Annotated in this window: 27 protein-coding genes; 18 read left to right on the forward strand and 9 right to left on the reverse strand. The window is 61.0% G+C overall.

The window, feature by feature from the left end; genetic code table 11:
• The first annotated feature begins 131 nt into the window (after positions 1-131).
• Complete coding sequence (locus BMX04_RS15555) at positions 132-2,387, forward strand: NADP-dependent malic enzyme (RefSeq protein WP_074787866.1); 2,256 nt, start codon at positions 132-134, stop codon at positions 2,385-2,387.
• Between the two features lie 60 nt (positions 2,388-2,447).
• A complete protein-coding gene (locus BMX04_RS15560; protein ID WP_074787817.1) occupies positions 2,448-3,314 on the forward strand; it encodes a ribokinase in 867 nt (288 codons plus the stop codon).
• On the opposite strand, the gene msrA is transcribed toward BMX04_RS15560, so the two are convergent.
• Positions 3,305-3,979, reverse strand: coding sequence for a peptide-methionine (S)-S-oxide reductase MsrA (gene msrA, locus BMX04_RS15565; RefSeq protein WP_074787818.1), 675 nt, complete (start codon positions 3,977-3,979; stop codon positions 3,305-3,307). The genes BMX04_RS15560 and msrA overlap by 10 nt on opposite strands.
• Positions 3,980-4,127: 148 nt before the next feature.
• On the opposite strand from msrA, the gene BMX04_RS15570 reads away from it, so the two are divergent.
• Positions 4,128-5,036, forward strand: a complete 909-nt coding sequence (locus tag BMX04_RS15570; RefSeq protein WP_074787867.1) for a D-amino acid aminotransferase — start codon at positions 4,128-4,130, stop codon at positions 5,034-5,036.
• Here the strand turns inward: BMX04_RS15570 and tmpT are convergent.
• Complete coding sequence (tmpT, locus tag BMX04_RS15575; protein ID WP_074787819.1) at positions 5,033-5,671, reverse strand: thiopurine S-methyltransferase; 639 nt, start codon at positions 5,669-5,671, stop codon at positions 5,033-5,035. The two genes, BMX04_RS15570 and tmpT, sit on opposite strands and share 4 nt — an antisense overlap.
• 118 nt (positions 5,672-5,789) lie before the next feature.
• Between tmpT and BMX04_RS15580 the strand changes: the two genes are divergently transcribed.
• Together BMX04_RS15580 and BMX04_RS15585 are read left to right on the forward strand one after the other, a co-directional pair.
• Positions 5,790-6,512: a sulfotransferase-like domain-containing protein gene (locus BMX04_RS15580; RefSeq protein ID WP_074787820.1), complete on the forward strand. Its 723-nt coding sequence runs from the start codon at positions 5,790-5,792 to the stop codon at positions 6,510-6,512.
• Positions 6,513-6,622: 110 nt separating this feature from the next.
• Complete coding sequence (locus BMX04_RS15585; protein ID WP_139194581.1) at positions 6,623-7,036, forward strand: DUF7282 domain-containing protein; 414 nt, start codon at positions 6,623-6,625, stop codon at positions 7,034-7,036.
• Positions 7,037-7,098: 62 nt separating this feature from the next.
• On the opposite strand, the gene BMX04_RS15590 is transcribed toward BMX04_RS15585, so the two are convergent.
• Positions 7,099-8,325, reverse strand: coding sequence for an argininosuccinate synthase (locus tag BMX04_RS15590; RefSeq protein ID WP_074787822.1), 1,227 nt, complete (start codon positions 8,323-8,325; stop codon positions 7,099-7,101).
• A 105-nt stretch (positions 8,326-8,430) separates the two neighbouring features.
• Here BMX04_RS15590 and ilvA point away from each other — a divergent pair, with 105 nt between their 5' ends.
• Entirely contained in the window at positions 8,431-9,669 is a 1,239-nt protein-coding gene (gene ilvA / locus BMX04_RS15595) for a threonine ammonia-lyase IlvA (protein WP_074787823.1), read from the forward strand.
• On the opposite strand, the gene BMX04_RS15600 is transcribed toward ilvA, so the two are convergent.
• Positions 9,666-10,001 carry an Hpt domain-containing protein gene (locus tag BMX04_RS15600; RefSeq protein WP_074787824.1) on the reverse strand — a complete coding sequence of 112 codons (336 nt, stop codon included), beginning with the start codon at positions 9,999-10,001 and terminating at the stop codon, positions 9,666-9,668. The genes ilvA and BMX04_RS15600 overlap by 4 nt on opposite strands.
• A gap of 148 nt (positions 10,002-10,149) precedes the next feature.
• Between BMX04_RS15600 and BMX04_RS15605 the strand changes: the two genes are divergently transcribed.
• Positions 10,150-11,427, forward strand: coding sequence for a PP2C family protein-serine/threonine phosphatase (locus BMX04_RS15605; RefSeq protein ID WP_244888570.1), 1,278 nt, complete (start codon positions 10,150-10,152; stop codon positions 11,425-11,427).
• Here the strand turns inward: BMX04_RS15605 and BMX04_RS15610 are convergent.
• Positions 11,402-11,845 carry an NUDIX domain-containing protein gene (locus BMX04_RS15610; RefSeq protein WP_074787825.1) on the reverse strand — a complete coding sequence of 148 codons (444 nt, stop codon included), beginning with the start codon at positions 11,843-11,845 and terminating at the stop codon, positions 11,402-11,404. The two genes, BMX04_RS15605 and BMX04_RS15610, sit on opposite strands and share 26 nt — an antisense overlap.
• A gap of 78 nt (positions 11,846-11,923) precedes the next feature.
• Between BMX04_RS15610 and hslO the strand changes: the two genes are divergently transcribed.
• The 5 genes from hslO (at position 11,924) to BMX04_RS15635 (ending at position 16,456) form a co-directional block, all read left to right on the forward strand.
• Positions 11,924-12,919, forward strand: coding sequence for an Hsp33 family molecular chaperone HslO (hslO, locus tag BMX04_RS15615; protein ID WP_074787826.1), 996 nt, complete (start codon positions 11,924-11,926; stop codon positions 12,917-12,919).
• Positions 12,906-13,511, forward strand: a complete 606-nt coding sequence (locus BMX04_RS15620) for a CoA pyrophosphatase (protein WP_074787827.1) — start codon at positions 12,906-12,908, stop codon at positions 13,509-13,511. Before hslO ends, BMX04_RS15620 begins: the two co-directional genes overlap by 14 nt.
• On the forward strand, positions 13,508-14,653 hold the full coding sequence (locus BMX04_RS15625) for a CCA tRNA nucleotidyltransferase (RefSeq protein WP_074787828.1): 1,146 nt from the start codon (positions 13,508-13,510) through the stop codon (positions 14,651-14,653). The genes BMX04_RS15620 and BMX04_RS15625 overlap by 4 nt, the downstream gene beginning before the upstream one ends.
• A complete protein-coding gene (locus tag BMX04_RS15630; RefSeq protein WP_074787829.1) occupies positions 14,650-15,873 on the forward strand; it encodes a class I SAM-dependent RNA methyltransferase in 1,224 nt (407 codons plus the stop codon). Before BMX04_RS15625 ends, BMX04_RS15630 begins: the two co-directional genes overlap by 4 nt.
• An 82-nt stretch (positions 15,874-15,955) precedes the next feature.
• On the forward strand, positions 15,956-16,456 hold the full coding sequence (locus BMX04_RS15635; RefSeq protein ID WP_074787830.1) for a L,D-transpeptidase family protein: 501 nt from the start codon (positions 15,956-15,958) through the stop codon (positions 16,454-16,456).
• Here the strand turns inward: BMX04_RS15635 and dalA are convergent, their stop codons facing one another.
• Positions 16,457-16,975, reverse strand: a complete 519-nt coding sequence (gene dalA, locus BMX04_RS15640) for a divisome-associated lipoprotein DalA (protein WP_074787831.1) — start codon at positions 16,973-16,975, stop codon at positions 16,457-16,459.
• Positions 16,976-17,144: 169 nt separating this feature from the next.
• Between dalA and BMX04_RS15645 the strand changes: the two genes are divergently transcribed.
• Together BMX04_RS15645 and BMX04_RS15650 are read left to right on the forward strand one after the other, a co-directional pair.
• A complete protein-coding gene (locus tag BMX04_RS15645; protein WP_074787832.1) occupies positions 17,145-17,747 on the forward strand; it encodes a L,D-transpeptidase in 603 nt (200 codons plus the stop codon).
• A 144-nt stretch (positions 17,748-17,891) separates the two neighbouring features.
• A complete protein-coding gene (locus BMX04_RS15650; protein WP_074787833.1) occupies positions 17,892-18,080 on the forward strand; it encodes a hypothetical protein in 189 nt (62 codons plus the stop codon).
• A 76-nt stretch (positions 18,081-18,156) separates the two neighbouring features.
• On the opposite strand, the gene hemH is transcribed toward BMX04_RS15650, so the two are convergent.
• On the reverse strand, positions 18,157-19,221 hold the full coding sequence (gene hemH, locus BMX04_RS15655) for a ferrochelatase (protein WP_074787834.1): 1,065 nt from the start codon (positions 19,219-19,221) through the stop codon (positions 18,157-18,159).
• Between the two features lie 60 nt (positions 19,222-19,281).
• Positions 19,282-20,100 (reverse strand): methyltransferase domain-containing protein, encoded by an 819-nt coding sequence (locus tag BMX04_RS15660; protein ID WP_074787835.1) that lies wholly within the window; start codon positions 20,098-20,100, stop codon positions 19,282-19,284.
• Positions 20,101-20,148: 48 nt separating this feature from the next.
• Between BMX04_RS15660 and BMX04_RS15665 the strand changes: the two genes are divergently transcribed.
• Genes BMX04_RS15665 through BMX04_RS15680 form a run of 4 tightly spaced genes read left to right on the forward strand, consistent with a single transcriptional unit; the run spans position 20,149 to position 22,411 of the window.
• Positions 20,149-20,847 (forward strand): ComF family protein, encoded by a 699-nt coding sequence (locus tag BMX04_RS15665; RefSeq protein ID WP_083398212.1) that lies wholly within the window; start codon positions 20,149-20,151, stop codon positions 20,845-20,847.
• A 30-nt stretch (positions 20,848-20,877) separates the two neighbouring features.
• Positions 20,878-21,135, forward strand: coding sequence for a glutaredoxin 3 (gene grxC, locus BMX04_RS15670; RefSeq protein WP_050663807.1), 258 nt, complete (start codon positions 20,878-20,880; stop codon positions 21,133-21,135).
• A 4-nt stretch (positions 21,136-21,139) separates the two neighbouring features.
• A complete protein-coding gene (locus BMX04_RS15675; RefSeq protein ID WP_074787837.1) occupies positions 21,140-21,970 on the forward strand; it encodes a carbon-nitrogen hydrolase family protein in 831 nt (276 codons plus the stop codon).
• Positions 21,971-22,411 (forward strand): MarR family winged helix-turn-helix transcriptional regulator, encoded by a 441-nt coding sequence (locus tag BMX04_RS15680; RefSeq protein WP_050663809.1) that lies wholly within the window; start codon positions 21,971-21,973, stop codon positions 22,409-22,411.
• Here the strand turns inward: BMX04_RS15680 and ubiG are convergent.
• A complete protein-coding gene (ubiG, locus tag BMX04_RS15685) occupies positions 22,395-23,144 on the reverse strand; it encodes a bifunctional 2-polyprenyl-6-hydroxyphenol methylase/3-demethylubiquinol 3-O-methyltransferase UbiG (protein ID WP_074787838.1) in 750 nt (249 codons plus the stop codon). The two genes, BMX04_RS15680 and ubiG, sit on opposite strands and share 17 nt — an antisense overlap.
• Positions 23,145-23,191: the final 47 nt, after the last annotated feature.

Raw genomic sequence — 23,191 nt, forward strand, 5'->3', positions numbered from 1 at the left:
TGCCCCCTGATCTGATTGCCGCTGACCTTACAAATCCGCAGCGAGGCGCGAAAGCCCAAACCGTGTTTCAGTTGAGGCTGGTGCAAAGCCCCGCTATGCAGGGCAAAATATACACATGCACGGGCCCGATCATGGCAAACAGCAAATACACACGCGAAGAGGCTCTCGCCTTTCACCTCGAACCGACTCCCGGGAAGTTCGAGATACAGGCCACCGTGCCGATGACAACGCAACGCGACCTCAGCCTTGCCTATTCCCCGGGCGTGGCGGTGCCCTGCGAGGAAATCGCCGCCAATCCCGAACTGGCCTACGATTATACAAACAAGGGCAATCTCGTGGCCGTCATCTCCAACGGCACCGCCGTTCTCGGGCTCGGCAACCTCGGGGCACTGGGCAGTAAGCCGGTGATGGAGGGCAAGGCGGTGCTTTTCAAACGCTTTGCCGACGTCAATTCGATCGACATCGAACTTGATACCGAGGACCCTGAGGCGTTCATCAACGCGGTCCACCTGATGGGGCCCACCTTCGGTGGCATCAACCTCGAGGATATCAAGGCCCCCGAATGTTTCATCATCGAGCAGCAGCTCAAGGAGGTGATGGATATTCCCGTTTTTCATGATGATCAGCACGGCACGGCGGTCATCTGCGCTGCGGGCCTCATCAACGCGCTGCACCTTTCAGCCAAGAAAATCGAGGATGTGCGCATCGTACTCAACGGGGCAGGGGCGGCAGGTATCGCCTGTCTGGAATTGCTCAAATCAATGGGCGCGCGGCACGAGAATTGCCTGATGTGCGATACCAAGGGCGTGATATTCCAAGGCCGCACCGAGGGCATGAACCAATGGAAATCCGCCCATGCGGTCAAGACCGAGCTGCGCTCGCTGGAAGAGGCGATGCGGGGTGCGGATGTGTTTCTTGGGGTTTCGGCTAAAGGGGCCGTCACCCAGGAGATGGTCGCCTCGATGGCCGACAACCCGGTGATTTTCGCAATGGCCAACCCCGACCCTGAGATCACGCCCGAGGACGCTCATGCCGTGCGCCCGGATGCGATCGTCGCCACCGGTCGTTCGGATTATCCCAATCAGGTCAACAACGTTCTGGGCTTTCCCTATCTTTTTCGTGGGGCGCTTGACGTGCATGCGCGTGCGATCAATGACGAGATGAAGATCGCCTGCGCCGAGGCTCTGGCCAAGCTCGCTCGGCTCGATGTGCCTGACGAGGTGGCGATGGCCTATGGCCGCAAGCTGACCTTTGGGCGTGACTACATCATTCCAACACCGTTTGATCCGCGCCTCATCCATGTGATTCCCCCTGCGGTAGCCCGGGCGGGGATGGAAACCGGGGCAGCCCGGCGGCCCATCGTCGACATGGACGTTTATGAACTGTCGCTCAAGTCCCGGATGGACCCGACTGCGAGCATCCTGCGCGGCCTAAATGCCCGCGCCCGCAACGCACAGGCACGGATGATATTCGCCGAAGGCGACGATATACGCGTGTTGCGCGCAGCAGTGCAATATCAGCGCACCGGATTGGGCAAAGCTTTGGTTGTCGGGCGTGACGAGGACGTCAAAGCCAAGCTCGAGGGGATCGGCATGGGTGATGCCGTGCGCGAACTTGAGGTGGTGAATGCCGCCAAGACCGACAAACTCGATGAATACAAGGCGTTTCTCTACCGCCGCCTGCAGCGCAAAGGCTTTGATCGGCATGACATTAACCGCCTCGCGGCGCGTGACCGGCACGTCTATTCCGCGCTGATGCTGGCGCATGGCCATGGTGACGGTCTGGTCACCGGCGCGACCCGCAAATCGGCCCATGTGATGGAGCTTATCAACCATGTCTTTGATGTCGATGCCGAGCATGGGGCGGTTGGGATCACGGCGCTTTTGCACAAGGGGCGGATCGTGCTGATCGCTGACACGCTAGTGCATGAATGGCCCGACGAAGAGGACCTCGCCAATATCGCCATGCGCGGTGCAGGTGTCGCGCGACACTTGGGATTGGAGCCGCGCGTTGCCTTTGTCAGCTTTTCCACTTTCGGCTATCCGCGCTCGGAGCGGGCGGAGAAGATGCACCGCGCGCCGAAGGTTCTGGAGCGGCGCGGTGTTGATTTCGAATTCGAGGGCGAGATGACCGTCGATGTGGCTCTCAACGCTCGTGCGCAGGAAAGCTACCCGTTTCAGCGCCTGACCGGACCGGCCAATGTGCTTGTTGTGCCCGCGCGCCATTCTGCCTCGATCTCGGTTAAACTGATGCAGGAAATGGCCGGGGCGACGGTGATCGGTCCAATTCTCTCGGGCGTCGATGCCTCGATCCAGATTTGCTCGTCCAACTTCACGACCAGTGATATCCTGAACATGGCCGTTCTCGCGGCGTGCAAAGTGGGATGATGGCAGCGTGGTGCTCACCGTTGCCATGGATATTTATGGCAAGATGAAGCAGGGGACGGCATGATCTATTCCCTCGGTTCAATAAATGCCGACCATTTCTATCGCCTGTCGCACCTGCCCACGCCGGGGGAGACGTTAGCGGTCGAGACCTGTACACGCATGCTGGGCGGTAAGGGGGCCAATCAGTCCATTGCCGCCGTTCGGGCCGGGGCGCGCGTCGTTCATATCGGGGCGCTCGGGCCTGATGGCAACTGGATGCGTGACGCGCTGGCCGATGCCGGGGTTGATGTGACCCATGTGACAGAGGCGGGGACCGCCTCCGGACATGCCATTGTGATGGTGGATGCGTCAGGAGAAAATACAATCGTCATTCACCCTGGGGCCAATCGCGCCCTGAACCCCAGCCAAATCGAGGATGCGTTGCGTGACGCCCGACCGGGTGACTGGCTGTTGATGCAAAATGAAACCAACTGTCAGGGCGAGGCGGCGCGCATCGCCCGGTCGCAGGGTCTGCAAGTTGCCTATTCCGCGGCTCCTTTTGACGTGGATACAGTGCGCGCGGTGATGCCCTTTGTCTCGCTCCTCATCCTCAACGCAGTCGAGGACGCTCAGCTTTTACAGGAGCTGAGCGTAGTGGATGTGCCCATCCGGCTGGTGACCCGTGGGGCCAAGGGTGCCGAGTGGGTTGATGAAAAATCGGGCAAGGCCGTCCTTGTTCCGGCCTTTCGCGTGCCGGCGATTGATACGACCGGAGCCGGAGACTGTTTTGCCGGATATGCGGTGGCGGGCTTGGCCACGGGTTTTGCCCCTGCGCAGGCCCTGCGGCGCGCCTCCGCCGCAGCGGCCCTTCAGGTTCAGCGCCCGGGCGCGTCAGAGGCGATTCCGACCGCCGCAGAGGTTGATGCGTTTCTCAACGCTCACGATTGACCAGCAAAAGGCGCGTCTTCACCCCAGAGTGCTCTGACGCGGGCATCGCGTCCGCAGGAGTCCCGATACAGCTTGTAGGCGCTGGCTTTGGTCCGAGGGCCAAAGCGGGTCAGGATGATATCACCACTCTTGTAATAATCCTGATGATAAGCTTCGGCTGGCCAAAACCGGTCCAACGGCAGAATCGGCGTCACGATCGCCTGGCCCAGTGCTTTGGCCGCATCTTCCTTGACGGCCTTCGCAAGCGTATTTTCGGCGTCATCAGAGACGAAAATTCCTGTCTGATAGCTCTGTCCGCGATCACAGAATTGCCCGCCCGCGTCAGTCGGATCGACCGAGCGAAAGAATAGGTGCAGCAATTGCTCGCGCGTGACCTGCGCGGGGTCGAAGGTGATTTGCACTGCCTCCAGATGCCCGGTGCCGCCACGTGTGACCTGTTTGTAGGTCGGGTTATCAACCGCGCCGCCAGCAAAACCCGATTCGGCCTCGATCACGCCTTTGACCTTCTCGAAATCGGCCTCCACGCACCAGAAGCAGCCGCCTGCGACCACCAGCGTATCCGCCTCTGCTGCATTCGCCTCTTTCGCCTGCATGCACAGCCCCACTATGATCAGTGCTGCCAAGGTCACCGCCTTGAGTTCCCTAAGATATGCCACCATCGTCATGCCCTCCTGTTCATTGTCAGTCTGACGTAAAACCAGCGTCGCACCAACTTACGACGCCGTGATGTCACGCGCTGTTGAGAGATATTTCGCCCTTGGCACCGGATTTCGCCAGACATACGCTGCACCGAAAACACGCGAGGGGACAATGATGATCGACCAGCAAACCACCCATGCCGCGCAAGAGGATGCGCGCAATGAGCAGATCCTGATCTGGCTCAACGGGCGCATCGTGCCCAAGGCGGAGGCGCTGGTCAGTGTTTATGACAGTGGTTTCATGCTGGGTGACGGCGTGTGGGAGGGGCTGCGCCTCTATAATGGCACGTGGGCCTTTGCAGCGGAACATCTTGACCGCTTGTTCGAGGCCGCCCGTGCCATCGACCTTGATATCGGTATGACCCGGAGCGAGGTGCTTCAGGCCATAACAGAGACACAACAGGCCAATGGCATGACCACCGATGCGCATGCCCGGTTGATGGTGACACGGGGCATCAAGACCCGGCCCTTTCAGCACCCTTCTCTAAGTCAGCAGGGGCCGACGGTAACCATCATCATGGAACACTCGCAGCCGAAGATTGCCCGGCCCATTCGTCTCGCCACCGTGCCGCATATCCGTGGCCTGCCGATGACCCAGGACCCGAAACTCAATTCACACTCCAAGTTGAACTGCATTCTCGCCTGTATCGCGGCGGAAAAGGCTGGGGCCGACGAGGCATTGATGCTCGATATCCATGGTTTCGTGAACACCACCAATGCTTGTAACTTCTTCATCGTTCGCAAGGGCGCGGTCTGGACCTCGACCGGGGATTACTGCATGAACGGCATCACGCGCCAAAAGGTCATTGATCTCTACCGCGCGAACGCCATTCCTGTTTTTGAGAAGAACTTTTCTCTGGTCGAGGCCTACGGCGCGGATGAGGCGTTTCTCACTGGCACGTTCGGGGCGCAAACCCCGGTGAGTGAAATCGACGGTCGGCAGATCGGTGATGGCGCGCAAGGGCCTTTTACCACGCGGATTCAAGACCTTTATAAGGCACTGATTCAGCGTGAAACGACTTAGACAGGGCGTAAAAGAAGCGCTTTTTCGCGCGCTGCGACCACACTCTTCAGCCCTCCTGGCACGTCCTGATCCGTCAGAACATTAATCGTGAAGCGCTCACCATGACAGCGCGCCACCTCTTGCTCGGGGATCGAAAACGGCGGACCTGCCATCGCGCTTTGGTCGTATTCGAAGGTCACTAAAAGCTGCGGCGCGTACTCCGTGATGTCGGCCAGATGCACTGCATACCGTGCGCGCATATCCTCCGGTAGGGCCACCAGCGCGGCGCGGTCATAGACCGCATCCACTCGGCCAAGGACGCTGGCGCTCAGATCAAAGATATCTCCGACGAAGATATCGACACATTCCGCAGCATAGCGGCGATGCCGCCCTGTATCTGTGACCTCTGGTGTGACGGCCATTTCGGAAAATAGATCATGCACGGCGATCTCGCTCAATTCAGCCCCAACCACAGAATAGCCTTTTGATAAAAGCCATGGAATATCAATAGCCTTCCCACAGAGCGGCAGGAAAACGCGTTGCCCTTGAGTCAGCCCAAGTGCATGAAAATGCGCCTCCAGCATCCGGTTCACCTTGCCTTCGTGGAACCCGAGTCGCCCCTCTTGCCAGCGATCGTGCCAAAACTTCGCGTCCATTGCCTGCCTCTTACCTTGCATCCGTGATTCGACGATCCTAGACATGATTAACATCTCGTACACACAAAGGGCGGGTCATTGATGATAGCGTCATATCAAATGACCGGGCGAGTCTGAAATGCACATCGCCATGTGGTCCGGGCCGCGCAATCTCTCTACCGCGATGATGTACAGCTTTGCGGCGCGGGGCGATTGCGCTGTGGTGGATGAGCCATTCTATGCCGCTTATCTGGCCGTAACCGGCCTCCAGCACCCGATGCGAGACGCGATCATGGCCGCGCAATCGCAGGATCCCACACGCGTAGTGGGACAACTCCTAGGCCCTGTTCCGGCTCAAAAACCGCATTTCTATCAGAAACACATGGCCCAGCACATGATCCCCGGCGTGCCGCGCGACTGGGTCAACGAACTGACCAACGTTTTTCTCATCCGCCACCCTGCGCGCGTCGCCGCCAGTTTTTCGGCCAAGTATGACAATCCGACGCTCGCCGATATCGGCTTTGTCCAACAGGTCGAGCTTTACGAGCAATTGGTGGCCGTGGGGCAATCGCCCGTCGTCATCGATTCCGCCGATATCCGCCGGAACCCCGAGGCCATGCTGCGTCGGCTCTGCGCTGCCATCGGGCTCGATTGGACGCCTGCCATGCTGTCTTGGCCGCGCGGCGGCCACGTCGATGACGGGGTCTGGGCGGCGCATTGGTACGCGGCGGTGCATGACAGTACCGGCTTTGCCCCCGCCGAAGGGCCGCTGCCCGAACTGGAAGGTGCGCGTGCCGCTCTGGCCGAGGTGGCGATGCCCGCCTATGAGCGGTTGCGCGCCGTCAAGCTGCGGCTTGCCTGATGAGTTGCCGCCGGAAAAATCCGGCCAACTTGAAACTATCTCCACTCGACTCCGTGTCTTGTGCTGTGCCGGGTAAAAGCCCGGTCGAAGCCATGACAAAGGAGTTCACTATGAAGACGACTGTTCTTGCAACGACTTTCGCCCTCACCGCTGGTGTCGCGATGGCGGATGATCACGGAATGCACCCGATGGTGATGGCCGAAGACCAAAGCGTCGCCAACGGTATCGTGAGCGCCGAGAAAGTGGTCGCCGATAAAAACGGTTGGCTGGTTGTGCATCGCACGGGCGAAGACATGAAACCTGGTCCGGTTGTCGGCTATGCCCCCCTTCGCAAGGGCGAGACGAATGATGTCGCCGCGATCCTGCAAGAAGATGTTGCCGCAGGCGACATGCTCATGCTGATGGTTCACGCAGAAGACGGCGGGATGCAGACCGGCGTATTTGAATACACCCTGGGGGCCAAGGAAGACGGCCCGATCAAGATGGACGGGAACCTCGTGATGACGGTTGTCACCGCGAAGTGATTGGATACGAAAAAGGCGGCCCATCGCAGGGCCGCCTTTTTCTTCATTCATATATAGAGGGCTTAACCCTTCAGGCGCCGGTTCCGCGCCGCGAGCAGCTTCAGACGCAGGGCGTTCAGTTGAATGAAACCTGCCGCGTCCTTCTGATCATAGGCCCCGGCATCCTCCTCAAAGGTCACATGCGCCTCGGAATAGAGGCTGTGATCGGACCAGCGCCCGACGGTCGTCGCCGCCCCCTTGTAGAGCTTGAGCCGCACCGTGCCGCTGACATGTTCTTGGCTCTTGTCGATGGCCGCCTGCAACATCTCGCGTTCCGGGCTGAACCAGAAGCCGTTGTAAATCAGCTCCGCATAGCGCGGCATCAGCGAATCCTTGAGATGCCCCGCACCGCTGTCGAGCGTGATCTGCTCGATCCCGCGATGCGCCTCGAGAAGGACAGTGCCGCCAGGGGTCTCGTAAATACCGCGTGACTTCATGCCCACGAACCGGTTTTCCACGAAGTCGAGCCGCCCAATGCCGTGCTTGCCGCCCAATTCGTTGAGCTTTGTGAGGATCGTGGCCGGGCTCATCACCTTGCCATTGATCGCCGCCGCGTCACCCTTGTCGAACGTCACCTCGATGAATTCGGGGGTATCGGGGGCCGCCTCGGGGCTGACAGTGCGCTGATAGACATAGTCGGGCGCGGGTTCTGCCGGGTCTTCCAGCACCTTGCCCTCGCTTGAGGTGTGCAACAGGTTCGCATCGACCGAGAACGGCGCTTCACCACGCTTGTCCTTGGCGATCGGGATCTGGTTCTTCTCCGCAAACTCAAGCAGTCGCGTACGGCTGGTCAGATCCCATTCGCGCCAGGGCGCGATCACTTTGATATCGGGGTTGAGCGCATAGGCCGCCAGCTCGAACCGCACCTGATCGTTGCCCTTGCCGGTCGCGCCATGCGCCACGGCATCCGCCCCGGTTTCGGCGGCGATCTCGACCAGACGCTTGGAAATCAGCGGCCGGGCAATCGAGGTGCCCAGCAGATAGAGCCCCTCATAGAGCGCATTGGCGCGGAACATCGGAAATACGAAATCGCGCACGAATTCCTCGCGCACATCCTCAATATAGATGTTTTCCTCTTTGATCCCGAGCAGTTTCGCCTTTTCCCGCGCCGGTTCCAGTTCCTCGCCCTGCCCCAGATCGGCGGTAAACGTCACCACCTCGCAGTCATATTCGGTCTGTAGCCATTTCAGGATGATCGAGGTATCGAGACCCCCGGAATAGGCCAGAACAACTTTCTTGGGCGCGGACATGTGTTTCCCCTCTCTCGCGGATATCGCAGCGCGCTTAGCCGGTTTTCCGTGCCGGGGCAAGGTGCGCCCCTTGCCAGCACGCCCCGATTGCGGCACTGAAACGGGATGACCGAGTTTCAGGATAACGCCCGCACCGCCGAGGTCGCCATGCGCGCCGTGTTCGAGCCGACGCCGCTGCAACGCAACGATCACCTGTCGGAACGTCACGGGGCCGAGATCCTGCTCAAGCGCGAGGACCTTAGCCCGGTGCGCTCCTACAAGCTGCGCGGCGCGTTCAACGCCATGCGCAAGGCTCTGGCGTCGCGGCCCGAAACCACGCAATTCGTCTGCGCCAGTGCCGGCAATCACGCCCAGGGCGTGGCCTTTATGTGCCGGCATTTCGGGGTGAAGGGCGTGATCTTCATGCCGGTGACGACACCGCAGCAAAAGATCGGCAAGACCGAGAAATTCGGTGGGGATGCCGTGTCGATCCGCCTGACCGGCGATTATTTCGACGATACGTTGCATGCCGCCCAAGCCTATTGTGCCGAGGTTGGCGGGCATTTCCTGTCGCCGTTTGACGACGAGGACGTGATTGAGGGGCAGGCCAGCGTCGCGGTTGAGATCGAGGCGCAATTGGGCGGCATGCCCGATCACCTGATCCTGCCGGTGGGCGGCGGCGGCCTATCTGCCGGGGTGCGCAGCTACATGGGCGATGCCGTTAACCTGACACTGGTCGAGCCCGCGGGTGGGGCCTGCCTTGCGGCGGCCCTTGCCGCCGGGAAACCGGTGCGCCTGCGCCATGTCGAGAATTTCGCCGACGGCGCCGCCGTGGCGCAGATCGGTGCGCGCACCTTTGCGCGCCTTGCCGATCTTGATCCGGCCCAGGCCCGCGTGATCGACGAGGACCGGCTGTGCACCACGATGCTGGAAATGCTCAACATCGAGGGCATCGTGCTGGAACCGGCGGGCGCGCTCGCCGTTGACGCGCTCAAGGATATGGGTGACGCGATCCGGGGCAAGACCGTGGTTTGCGTCACCTCGGGTGGCAATTTCGATTTCGAACGCCTGCCCGAGGTCAAGGAGCGCGCGCAGCGCTACTCGGGGGTCAAAAAATACTTTATCCTGCGAATGCCACAGCGACCCGGGGCGTTGCGTGACTTCCTTGATATCCTCGGACCGGAGGACGATATCGCCCGGTTTGAATATCTCAAGAAATCGGCACGCAATTTCGGCTCCGTCCTAATTGGGATCGAAACGACGCGACCCGAAAATTTCGTTCATATCCAGCGCAAGCTGGACGATGCCGGGTTTGATTACCGCGACATCACCCGCGATGAGGTGTTGGCGGAGTTCTTGATCTAGGCGGCCATTACCGCTGCTGTGAGCCCGGCGAGAAACGCTGCCTTGGACTGCTCGAAACAGCACAGAATTTCCGTCAGATCAACGCGCCCGCCTTGTCCTGCCGCCGCGGCTGCCTCACCCACATGGCACAGGTCCGAAAACGCGATAAACCCGAGATTGAGTGCGCTGCCCTTGAGGAAATGCAACTGCCCTTCGATGTCGAGTGCCTCGCGTGGCGCGCGCAACCTGTCAATTTCCGTCTGGACCTCTTCGAGAAACAAATCGACGACCTCTTCGAACGCGTCCGCGCCAATCTCATCCCTGAGGTTTCGAACGCGGTCCCAAACGATCATGTTCCTCCCTCCTTCGACAGGACCAGGCTGGTCTCCAAACCCTTAGAAATCGTTAATGACCTTGCTGATATCCGTGAAATTTTAGCATTCACCCCGCGTTAAGGCGGCAGGCGCTATCGCAAGGATGAACAGACCAAGGGAATGATCGGTGCGTGCCCAAAGACCAGAAAGTGGACGGGTGGATGCGGGTGATGATGTCATCCGCCGTGTTCTGGTTGTCGATGACAGCCGGGCACAGCGTCGTATCCTGACGGCGTCGCTCACACGATGGGGTTTTGATGTCCGCGAGGCGGAGTCTGGTGATGATGCGCTTGGGATATGTGCTGATTACGCGCCTGATCTGGTACTTAGTGACTGGATGATGCCCGGCATGACCGGGCTAGAGTTCTGTCGTGCGTTCCGTGACATGCCGCGCGACACTTACGGTTATTTCATCCTTCTGACGTCCAAGAGTGACAAGGACGAGGTGGCGCTTGGCCTCGATGCCGGGGCCGATGATTTCCTGACCAAGCCGGTCAACGCCGCCGAATTGCGCGCCCGAATTGCCGCCGGGGCGCGCATCCTGCAGATGGAAAGGGAGTTGACCGAGAAGAACCGTCTGATCACCTCCACGCTCGATGAATTGCAATCGCTCTATGATTCGCTCGACAGCGACCTGATAGAGGCCAAGAAGCTGCAGCAATCGCTGGTCAGCGAACGCTATCGCGATTTCGGCACCGCCGAGGTCTCGTTGCTTTTGCAATCGGCGGGGCATGTAGGTGGCGATCTGGTGGGCATGTTCCCGATTTCCGAGGGCCGGATCGGTCTCTATGGCATCGATGTGTCCGGGCATGGTATCAGTTCCGCTCTGATGACGGCGCGGCTGGCCGGGTATCTGTCATCCTCGGTGCCCGAACAGAACCTTGCCTTGCAGAAAACGCGTGTCGGTGGCTTTGCCCCCCGCCCCCCTGCCGAGGCGATTGCCATGCTCAACCGCGTCATCATGTCCGAGATGGAGACTGAACATTACTTCACCATCGCGCTTGCCGATGTCGATCTGCAGAGTGGTCAGGTCATCATCGCACAGGCCGGTCATCCCTATCCGGCGTTGCAGCGCGCGACGGGTGCGGTGGAATTTATCGGCCAGGGGGGACTGCCCGTTGGCTTGATCGACGCCGCCGAGCTCCAACAATTCGAGGTCACGATGGCCCCGGGCGACAGGCTCTTGATCCATTCCGACGGCGTTACCGAATGCGCGGCGCGCGACGGCGCGCTGCTTGATGAGGACGGGCTTTCCCGCATCCTGCGAGATCTGCGCCAGACGCGCGGTCGGGCCTTTCTGGAATCATTGATCTGGAGACTGTCGGATTTCGCCGGGGACGCGGATTTTCAGGATGATATTTCTGCTGTCCTGCTGGAATTCAGACCAGACCCAATGCCCGGCTGACGAAATGCCGGTCCCCTGAATTGCCAAGCCGCATTGCGGCCTGATCCGGCGTGACCCAGACCGCGCGATGCCCGGGCTCTGTCGCCGCGCCGAGGGCACGCACCGGATCGGCACGGTAAATCATGCACAGCTTTTCAGCCCAGAACCCGTATTCCGGCATGTACGTAAACCGCCGAAATGCCCCGATCCGTCTTGGCCCTGCGATGATCCAACCGGTTTCTTCATAAACTTCTCGGTGCAGCGCACGCAGTGGATGCTCGCCTGGGTCGATGCCGCCGCCTGGCAGTTGCAGTTCCGGTACCGGCTCTGCCTGATGCGTGACCAGCAGATGCCGCCCCTGCGGCAGGATCGCATAGACCCCGGGGCGCAACCGATAACGCACATCTTGGCGCGGTGCTTCGCCGAATCTCCGGATCATGGCGTGCCCCCTTGGTGCCCCGTCTTGTCCTGCCTACATACACGCGATATGCCGAACCAAGGCGCATAAGGAAACCCCATGACTCTTGGACAGAAAATCGCCTGGGACGATACGATCCTGCCGTTCCAGCTTGATCACGCCGATATCCGGGGCCGCGTGGCGCGGCTTGACGGGGTGCTTGATGGTATCCTGAAACAACATAATTATCCCCCGCAGGTCGAGGCGCTGATCGCCGAAATGGCGCTTTTGACGGCCCTCATCGGTCAGACGATCAAGCTGCGCTGGAAGCTGTCGCTTCAGGTCCAGACCAAGGGTGCGGTGCGGATGATCGCCACTGATTATTACGGTCCCACCGACGAGGGCGAATCGGCGCGCATGCGCGCCTATGCCAGCTTTGATCCCGACCGCCTTGATGATGGTCCGCCGTTTGGGCAGTTGGGAGAGGGATATTTTGCCGTGCTGCTCGATCAGGGCCAGGGCACGACACCCTATCAAGGCATCACCCCGATCGCCGGAAATGCGTTGCGCAACTGCGCCGAGGCCTATTTCGCCCAATCCGAACAATTGCCCACGCGCTTTTCCCTCAGCTTCGGTAGATCGCACGAAACGGGCGGGGTGGAGCATTGGCGTGCCGGTGGTGTTATGCTGCAACACATGCCCAAGGCCTCGCCCTTTGCCAGTGGCGGTGGATCGGGGGATGAGGGACTCTTGCAGGCACGTGATATCGTCGATGGTGATGATGCCGAGAACTGGAACCGGGCCAACATGCTGCTCGACACGGTTGAGGATCTCGAGCTGATCGGGCCGTCTGTGGCACCCACGGATCTTCTTGTGCGGCTGTTTCACGAAGAGGCCCCGCGCGTCTTCGACCTGCAGCCAGTGCGCTTTGGCTGTACTTGTTCTGAGGAACGGGTCCGAAACAGCCTGTCGATCTATTCGGCCAAGGACATTGAAAAGATGACCACCGAAGACGGCATTGTGACCGCCGATTGCCAGTTCTGCGGCGCGCATTACCGGCTCAATCCGGAAACCCTCGGGTTCGACGCGCCAAAAGGGTCCGATGACGGTGCGTGATCCGCTCGAACCGATTCTCGCGGCGCTTGGAGCGGTGCGCGCAGGATCGTCGGATTATGACTTGAACCCCGAGGTGAGCCTGCCGCCGGGGCGCAAGCTGCGCGCGGCGGGGGTGCTCGTGCCGGTGCTTTGCAGCGGGGGCGCGCCGCGTGTGATCCTGACCAAGCGGTCCTCCGCGCTCAAGCATCACCCCGGACAGATCGCCTTTCCCGGTGGCAAGCAGGATGCGGGCGATCCTGATATCACCGCCACCGCCCTGCGTGAGGCGCAAGAGGAAATCGGCCTCGATCCGGCCGATGTTGAAACGCTCGGCTTTCTGCCCCGGCACGAGACGGTGACCGGCTTTGACGTGACCCCGGTTCTGGCCCGGATCTCCGTACCCTTCACGCCTGTGCCAGAGGTCGGAGAGGTCGAGGAAGTGTTCGAGGTACCGCTCGCGCACTTATTGGCGTTAAGCAGGTTTAGGGTCGAGAAACGCCGTTGGCGCGGGGATTGGCGGCACTATTATGCAGTGCCGTTCGGCCCTTATTATATCTGGGGTGCCACCGCGCGTATTTTGCGCAACATGGCTGAGATGGTGGAACCGCGATGAAGGTTTCTGGCGATTGGATCACAGCACCTGTCACGCAGTCGGTCTGTGCCGCACTGACTGAGGCCGGGCATCAGGCGTTGTTCGTTGGCGGCTGCGTGCGTAACGCACTTTTGCGCGTGCCGGTTGGCGATATCGACATCGCCACCGACGCGTTGCCGCCGGATGTGATCCGGCTGGCCACCGATGCCGGGCTGAAACCTGTGCCCACCGGGATCGACCACGGTACCATCACCGTGGTTTCGGGCGGTAAGCCGCATGAGGTCACCACATTCCGCGAGGACGTGGATACCTTCGGGCGACATGCGCAGGTGGTCTTTGGCACCGATCTTCACGCCGATGCCCGCCGCCGCGATTTCACCATGAATGCGCTCTATGCGCGCCCCGACGGCTCGGTGATCGACCCTTTGGGCGGCATTGACGATCTGACCGCACGGCGCGTGCGCTTCATCGGCAATGAAGCAACGCGGATCAAGGAAGATTATCTGCGTATCCTCCGCTTTTTCCGCTTTCATGCCTGCTATGGTGACGCCGAGGCGGGCCTTGACCCCGACGCACTTGCCGCTTGCGCAGCCCACCTTGATGGTCTGGCCGGGCTCTCGCGCGAGCGGGTCGGGGCCGAGATGCGCAAACTGCTTGCCGCGCCCGATCCCGCGCCGTCGGTTGCCGCGATGCAGATGACCGGCGTGCTGACCGCGATCCTGCCGGGGGCGGATGCGCGGGGGCTCGTGCCGCTTGTGCATCTCGAGTCAGAGACAAACACGGCCCCAAACGCCCTGCGCCGTCTTGCTGCACTGGGCGGAGAGGATATCCCCGACCGCCTGCGCCTGTCGCGCGCCGAGACCAAGCGGCTCGCGCTCTTGCGCGACGGCGCGTCCGCCACCATGCCGCTCGCCGAGATTGGCTATCGTTGCGGCGCGACGGATGGTATGGATATGCTGCTCCTGCGCGCTGCCCTTCTCGATGCTCCGCTTGATCCGAACGCGCCGGACGATCTCGAACGCGGTGCTAGTGCCGCGTTTCCGGTCAAGTCTGCCGATCTCATGCCGGATTACACCGGCCCCGCTCTCGGCCAAAAGCTGCAAGATCTGGAGAATCGCTGGATCGCCTCGGGTTTCAGGCTCGGTCGGGAGGATCTGTTGTGACGACCCACCACATCACCCGCCTCGGTCATCAGGGTGACGGGATCGCCGAGGGTCCGCTTTTCGCACCGCTCACCCTGCCGGGTGAGGACGTCACCGGCACGCCCGACGGCCAAGCCCTGTGTGATATCCGCATCATCACCCCCTCGCCCGATCGCGTGACCCCGCCTTGTCGGCATTTCAAATCCTGTGGCGGCTGTCAGTTGCAGCACGCCTCGGATGATTTCACTGCCCGGTGGAAACGCAAGGTCGTCGAGGCCGCACTCGCCGCTCATGGTATTTTTGCCGAGATCGGGCCTGTTCATACCTCACCCCCGAATTCCCGCCGCCGTGCGGTGCTGGCCGCACGGCGCACGAAAAAGGGCGCGATGGCGGGCTTTCACGCTCGCGGCAGCGACACGATCATCGAAATTCCTGACTGCCACCTGCTGCATCCCGATCTGATGGCGGCCCTGCCGTTGGCCGAGGATTTGGCCATCGAAGGCACAAGCCGCAAGGCCGCGCTCGCGGTGAGTGTCACGCTCTCGCTCGGGGGTCTTGATGTTGCGGTGCGCGGTGGAAAGCTCCTTGATGGTCCGCTACGCATCATGCTGGCAGGGCTTTCGGAGAAGCATGACCTTGCGCGGCTGGCCTGGGATGGTGAGATGGTGGTCACCCGTCGCCCGCCACAGCAGCATTTCGGCCCGGCCGTCGTGACGCCACCGCCGGGGGCCTTTCTGCAAGCCACGGCAGAGGGCGAAGCCGCCCTTTTGGCTGAAACAGAGTCTATTTTGCGGGACGCGTCCTGCATCGTCGATCTCTTTGCCGGATGCGGTACCTTTGCGCTGCCGCTGGCGCGTCGCGCGCCCGTTCATGCCGTTGAGGGCGATGCCGCCATGACCGAGGCGCTCGACGCGGGCTGGCGGCACTCGCAGGGGCTCAAACCCGTCACCACCGAGGCGCGAGATCTCTTTCGCCGCCCGCTCCTGCCGGATGAGTTGGCCTGCTTTGACGGGGCGGTGATCGACCCTCCGCGCGCCGGATCCGAGGCGCAGATCGCAGAGATCGCGCGGGCGCGGTTGCCGCGCTTGGCCTATGTATCCTGTAACCCGGTCACCTTCGCCCGCGATGCGCGGCATCTGCTGCCACAGGGCTACGTCATGGGGCCAGTGCGCGTGGTTGATCAGTTCCGCTGGTCAGCCCATGTCGAACTGGTTGCCGGGTTTACCTTGACCAAGACATAATTCGTGAAAAAACCGCTACCCTGAGCCTGCAGAACCGTAGTAAAACACCTGCAAAACAACCGGGCAGTAGACGGTGACAGGCATGATATTCACACGACGTTTTGCATTGCTTGCAGGGGCAGCCGCCCTTGCGGGATGTGCGCAAAAATCTAAGTTCCGCAGCTATTACGGCCCCGAAGTGACCCGCGTGATCGTCAACAAGGGCGAGCGCGACATGTTCCTCCTGCACCACCGCAAGGTGCTTAAGCGCTACAAAGTCGACTTGGGCTTTGCTCCCGAGGGGCACAAACAGTTCGAGGGAGATGGCCGAACGCCTGAGGGCGAATACCTGATCGATCGGCGTAATCCTAATAGCTCGTTTCACTTGTCGCTCGGGATTTCATACCCCAACGAGGCCGATATCGCCTTCGCCAAGGTGCTTGGAAAGTCGCCAGGGGGTGACATCTTTATCCATGGTGAGCCGAACGCGCTCGCGTTCCTTAGCCCGGATTGGACAGCGGGCTGCATCTCGGTCAAGAATCGCGAGATGGAAGATGCTTATGCCATGATTCGCAATGGCACGCCGATCACGCTGAATGCGTGATCAAGAGCCGAGGATCATCGTCCACCAGATTTTGCCACCTGGCTCTTGCAGCCAGTCAAAGCCCATACGCTCGGCTTCGGGGTTGAGGATCACGCGTTTCGTGGTCTCTTCCTGCATCCAGGCAGCTAGGGTTTCGAGTTCCGTCTCATAAGTCTCGGATATGGTCTCGCCCACCAGTTCACCCTCGTATCCGACCCGTCGGATGCGATCGACTGGCGACGACCCGTCAGAGCCGAAATGCCATGGCCGGTTCTGCACAGACATGTCGCGTGAATGGGTGGCGGCCGCCGCAGTCAGCTTTTCGTCGAGGATAAGCGGCCCGGCCCCGGCGGCCTGACGCAGAGAGTTCACCGAATCCAGCATGCGGAATCTGATCTCGCGTTCCTGACCTGTGCGAATGGGATAGACCCGCGGCAACGGTTTGCCATCCGCTCCAATCTGCGGTGATGGCGGTGGTGGTGCGGCACAGGCCGACAATGCCAACAAAGCCGACAGACAAAGGATCAAGAGACGCGCCATGATGTCAAACCAATCTTTCTTGTTCTACAACTCGCTTTAGCCCGCCTTGCGATGCAGTTCAAACGCGCATCGGCGGAACCGTGCGGCCCAAGGGCGGTTTGAATTGCGACTGCGGCCTTTACGCCATATATTAAAGTCTGATCAGACAGGTATGTGTGGAGACCCAAAGATGACCTCTGATATCCGGGACACGTGGAACCGCCGGGCCTTTCTGGCCGGAAGCTGCGCGATGGTCGGCGCGTCTGCGATCGCTCAGGGTGTGGATGGCCCAGATACGGTCGAGAATGAACGCGACGTCACCACCACTGTGCGCCGCAATATTTCGGCCTTCCGCAAACTGGATTGGCAGCCTTATTTCTCGAACCTGCGCAACGGAGCAATCCTTGTCGATATCGATTCGCGTGCGGTGCATTTCTGGAGCGAGGATCAAAGCGTTTACAAACTCTACCCCTCCTCTGTGCCGCTGACCGAGGACCTCACACGCCGGGGTCGTACTTCCGTAGTGCGCAAGGTTGAAGGGCCAAGCTGGCGCCCGACCCCTTCGATGCTAAAGCGTAATCCCGAATGGCCACCCTATGTCGGCCCCGGCCCGGATAACCCGCTTGGCACCCACGCGCTCTATCTCAGCTGGACCTATTACCGTATTCACGGCACGCATGACACGCGCAAGATTGGGAGGCGCTCGTCGAACGGTTGTGTTGGACTCTATAACGAACATATCGCGCAACTCTTCGCTTTGACCAAAGTCGGCACTCAAGTGTTGCTTATTTGACGAAAAAGCGACCGGAGATGCCGTCAAGGCCTCAAGATACGTTTGCATTCCTGACATTTTACTGCTTAGAAAAAGCTACGAGGTAAATCTTGGGTGCCTGTTGCTGCGCTGTTGCAGCGTCACACCTGTATCTGGAGGATAATTATGAAGAAAATCGTTCTCGCGGCCGCTCTGTCTGCTGCTGCTTCGACCGGTTTTGCCGGCAACCTGTCCGAGCCCGTTATTGAGGCTCCGGTCATCGTTGAAGAAACCAACGCAAGCTCTTCGGCAGCCGCCGTCTGGGTTCCGCTGGTTATTCTGGCGATCGTCGCTGCCGCAGTTGCAGCCGACTGATCGGATTACAGATCCAAAGAGAAAGGGCAGCGGGACCCGCTGCCTTTTTTCGTTCAGTGTCTCGCGTTGAGGTGCCTCAGTCGAGCCAACCCATGAGGTTGCTCTCGACGATCGAAGACAGCGCCTTGATATGCGCATCGTCATCATTCAGGCATGGGATATAGGTGAATTCCTCACCACCGGCCTCCTCAAAGCTTTCCCGGATTTCCTCGTTGATCTCTTCCAGCGTCTCGATGCAGTCGGCAGAAAAGGCCGGAGCCATCACCGCGATGCGTTTCTTGCCATCCTCGCGCGCCAACCGCGCCACTTCGTCGACAGTGTAGGGCTTGAGCCACTCCTCGGGGCCGAAGACCGACTGGAACGTGGTGGTGATCTCGGTATCCTCCCAGCCCAGCCTCTCCTTGAGCAGGCGCGTGGTTTTCTGGCAATGGCAATGATACGGGTCACCCTGCATCAGATAGCGCTTCGGCATGCCGTGATAGGACACGACGAGGATCTCGGGCCGCTTGTCGATATCGGCGTAGGCGCGCTCGACCGATTCGGCGAGGGCCTCGATGTAGAGCGGGTTTTCGAAATAGGGCTCCACCACGCGGGCAATCGGCTGCCATGTTTCGTCCATCAGCGCGCGAAAGAACTGGTCATTCGCGGTGGCTGAGGTGGCGCCAGCGTAATGTGGATAGAGCGGAAAGAACAGGATGCGCGTGCAGCCCGCCTCGACCATCGCCCTCACCTTAGATTTCGTGGACGGATTGCCGTAGCGCATGCAGAAATCTACCATCACCTGATCGCCGTAGCGCTCTTCCATCGCCTTGGCCATCTTGGCGGTCTGATCGCGGGTGATGGTCATCAGGGGGCTTTCGCCCTTGTCTTCGTTCCAGATGGATTTATACGCCTCGCCGCTCGTAAACGGTCGCTTGGTCAGGATGATGAGCTGCAACAGCGGCTGCCATTTCCAAGGGCTGTAGTCGATCACCCGCCGGTCCGAGAGGAACTCGTTGAGATAGCGGCGCATCGGCCAATAGCTGTAATGATCCGGCGTCCCGAGATTGGCCAGCAGCACGCCGGTCTTGGCCCTCGGCACCTTGGGATGATCGGCGGGGGCGTGGGCGGGGCGTGCGGCGTCACGGCTGGCGTCGAGCATGGCTTTGGTCAATCCTGTCAGTCTCGGGTCAGGGGTGACATATAGGTTAGCGCCGCAAGGTCAATCTTTCAGAGGTTTTTCCTCTGAGCCGAGCGCGTCCGCCAGCCGTGCCTTGGCCGATCCGGGGCGCAAGGGTTGTGGCTGGCTTTCGTCAGGCGACCAGCCTGTCAGGAAAATCATCTCGAAGGTCGCGGGAATGCTGCCTGTGCCCTTCCCGAATTCACGCGCGTATATGTCGCAGGCCCGATTCAGGACCGCGCGCCGCATCATGCGCCTGGGTCTAGTGCTCATCGCGTTGGCCTCGCCCATGGCGCGCAGGTCGTGCATCAGGTGCCAGGGATCGCGATACTCGACGCTCAGCGGCAGCCGGTCCGCCACCGGCAGGGTATAGCCCGCCCGCTGCAACAGCGCGCCGAGATCGCGGATTTCCCCCATCGGCAGAATACGCGGCGAAAGGCCCCCGGTGACATCGGCCTCCGCTTGCGCCAACGCCGCACGTAACTCCTGCAACGTGCCGCCGCCCAGAAGCGCCCCCAGCATCAGCCCATCAGGCCGCAACGCGCGCCGCATCTGAATGAGCTGCCCCACCGGGTCGCTTGCCCAATGCAGACTCATCGTATGGATTACCAGATCATGCGCGCCCGGCTCCAGCGCCAGCGTCTCGTCATCTGCGACCACCCGCGCCTGCGGCAAGCGCGCCTGCCAGAATTCGGGAAAACCCGTCACCACCGCGGGCGCGGTAAAGGATTTGTTAACCACCGCCAGACGATCCTCGATCTCATCCGCCGCCACTTCGTGCAGGAACAGCACAGGCGCGCGCGCCGCGCGCAGTCGGTTGCGGAAAAGGGCGGTTCGGTCGGTGAGCGGTGTCTGGGTCATGGCAAGGAGATTAGGGTGCACAGAGCGGCATTTCAAACAGCGGTCCGGTTGATCTATCCGTCGCGTTGTACGCTCTGTGGCACCACTGTCGATAGCGATTTCGGCCTTTGTGGTCCCTGCTGGCGCGACACCCCGTTCGTTTCCGGTCTGGTCTGCGACGCCTGCGGCGTGCCGCTGCCGGGCGAGTCGGGCGCGCAGGCCGAGTTCTGTGATGAATGCCTAGTCAATGCCCGGCCCTGGTCGCGCGGGCGCTCGGCGCTGCGATATCACGAGAACGGTCGCCGCCTCGTTCTTGCGCTCAAGCATGGTGACCGGCATGATGTCATCCGCCCGGCGGCGAAATGGCTCGCGCGTGCTGCTGCGCCGCTCTTGCAACCCGACACCCTGCTTGCGCCGGTGCCGCTGCACTGGACCCGAATGCTCCGCCGTCGCTATAATCAGTCGGCGCTGCTCGTGCAGGCATTGGCCCACGAGATCGGTCAACCTCATTGTCTGGACCTCTTGCATCGCTCCAAGCGCACACAGAGCCTCAACGGACTCGACCGAGCCGCCCGCCACGCCATGCTCAGCGACGCGATCCGCATTAACCCGGCGCGCGGCCCGCTGATCACAGATCGCCCGGTGCTGATCGTCGATGATGTGATGACTTCCGGTGCAACGCTCTCGGCATGCGCGCAGGCCGCATATGCCGCTGGCGCGCAGGATGTGTGTATTCTGACACTGGCACGCGTCGCCAAGGATGCTTAGGTTCCTGTCAAACAGAACAGGAAACCGCGCATGCAACCCGTCGAAATCTACTCCTCGCCGCTCTGCGGCTTTTGCCATGCGGCCAAACGCCTGCTGAAACAGAAGGGCGTCAACTTCTCCGAGATCAACGTGCTCGCTCAGCCCAAGCGCAAGACCGAGATGATGAGCCGCGCCAATGGCCGCCACACCGTGCCGCAGATCTTCATCGGTGAGACGCATGTCGGCGGCTGCGACGAGCTTTATGCGCTGGAACGCGCGGGAAAGCTCGATCCGATGCTACAGGGCTGATTCGATGCGCGCGGCCCTCCTGCAACTGACCAGCAGCGACCAGCCAGAGGATAATCTGGCCACCGTCCGCGCGATGATGGAGAGGGCGGTCGCACAGGGCGCGGAGTTCATCCTCACTCCGGAAGTGACGAATTGCGTCTCGACCAGCCGCAGCCATCAAAATGAGGTGCTGCACCCCGAGGAAACAGACCCTGTTCTGGCCGGATTGCGCCAAGAGGCCGCCCGCCATGGCGTCTGGCTTCTGATCGGCTCGCTCGCGCTCAAGACCGACGATCCCGACGGGCGCTTTGCCAACCGGTCCTTCCTGATCGACCCGCCGGGCGAGGTGAAGGCGCGCTATGACAAGATCCACATGTTCGACGTCGATGTGACGCCCGAGGAAACCTATCGCGAATCCGATGGTTTTCGGCCCGGCACCCGCGCGGTGCTGGCGCAGATGGCCTGGGGCAAGCTTGGCCTGACGATTTGTTACGACATCCGCTTTCCCGCCCTGCATCGCCGCCTCGCCCATGCCGGGGCCGATATCCTGACCGTGCCCGCCGCCTTTTCCCCCGTGACCGGGGCGGCGCATTGGGAAACCCTGCTGCGCGCGCGGGCCATCGAGACGGGTTGTTTCGTGCTGGCCCCCGCACAAACCGGCACCCATGCCGCCACAAGGGGACGGGCCCGCACAACGCATGGCCACAGCATGGCAATCGCACCCTGGGGCGAGGTTCTGGCCGATGGCGGCACCGATCACGGGATCGTGATGGTTGATCTTGACCCCTCTGAGGTGGCACAAGCACGCAGGCGCGTGCCTTCGCTGCGCCATGACCGCGTGTTTGATGGCCCCTGAATGGACGAGACAACCAGTAATTCCCTTGCGGTGGCGCTCTTTAGCGAGATCCTCACCAACGAGCAGCTGATCCGCAACCGGCTGAGCCGCGTGCTGCCGAAGGGTATGGAAATCTCGCACTTCTCGGTCCTGAACCATCTTGCCCGGATCGGAGATGAGCGTAGCCCGGCGCAGCTGGCCAAAAGCTTTCACGTCACTCGCGGGGCGATGACCAACACGCTCTCGAAACTTGAATGGGCGGGCTACGTGCATATCCGCCCCGATTGGGACGATGCCCGCCGCAAGATGGTGGCGATCAGCCCCTCGGGCCGTCAGGCGCGCGATGCGGCGATGGCGGCGATCACGCCGATGGTCTCGGATCTGATCCGTGATCTTGGCGAGGACCGCGTGCGCGCCAGCCTGCCGGTGCTGCGCGAATTGCGCATCAGGCTGGAGATTTGACGCTCGTTGTCACGTAATTCACGCTCAGGTCGCGATCCGACAGGCGCCATTGCCATGTGACCGGGTTGAAAACAAATCCCTTGCGATCCACCGGTGTCAGCCCGGCTTGAGCAATCAGGCCGTATAGCTCATCCGGGGTGATGAATTTAGACCATTCATGCGTGCCCTTGGGCAACCAGCGCATCACGTATTCCGCCCCCACGATAGCCATGGCGAAACTTTTGGGATTGCGGTTGATCGTGGAGCAGACCATCAACCCGCCGGGTTTGAGCAATTGCTGGCAGGCGGTCAGATAGGCCAACGGATCAGCCACATGCTCGACCACCTCCATGTTGAGCACCACGTCAAACTGCTCGCCCTCTGCGGCCATATCCTCGGCCGTGGTGTGGCGATAGTCGATCTTCAGACCCGATTGCTCGGCATGCACTTGTGCCACGGGGATATTGCGCGGGGCGGCATCCGCTCCCACCACATCCGCCCCAAGCCGCGCCATCGGTTCGCTCAGCAGACCACCGCCACAGCCGATATCGAGTATGCGCAGACCCTCGAATGGCGCTTTTAGCCCTTGATCACGCTCGAATTCCGCTGCGATCTGCGACGTGATATAGTCCAGCCTGCAGGGGTTCAGCATGTGAAGTGGCTTGAATTTGCCGTTCGGATCCCACCACTCGGCGGCCATCGCTTCGAATTTGGCGACCTCGGTGGCATCTATCGTGCTCTGCGCGGCTTGCATTCGGGTCTCCCTATGGCTCAATTAGTCCCGTGCGATATATAGGACAT

Source organism: Roseovarius tolerans, assembly GCF_900109855.1.
In the GTDB taxonomy this organism is placed as follows: domain Bacteria; phylum Pseudomonadota; class Alphaproteobacteria; order Rhodobacterales; family Rhodobacteraceae; genus Roseovarius; species Roseovarius tolerans.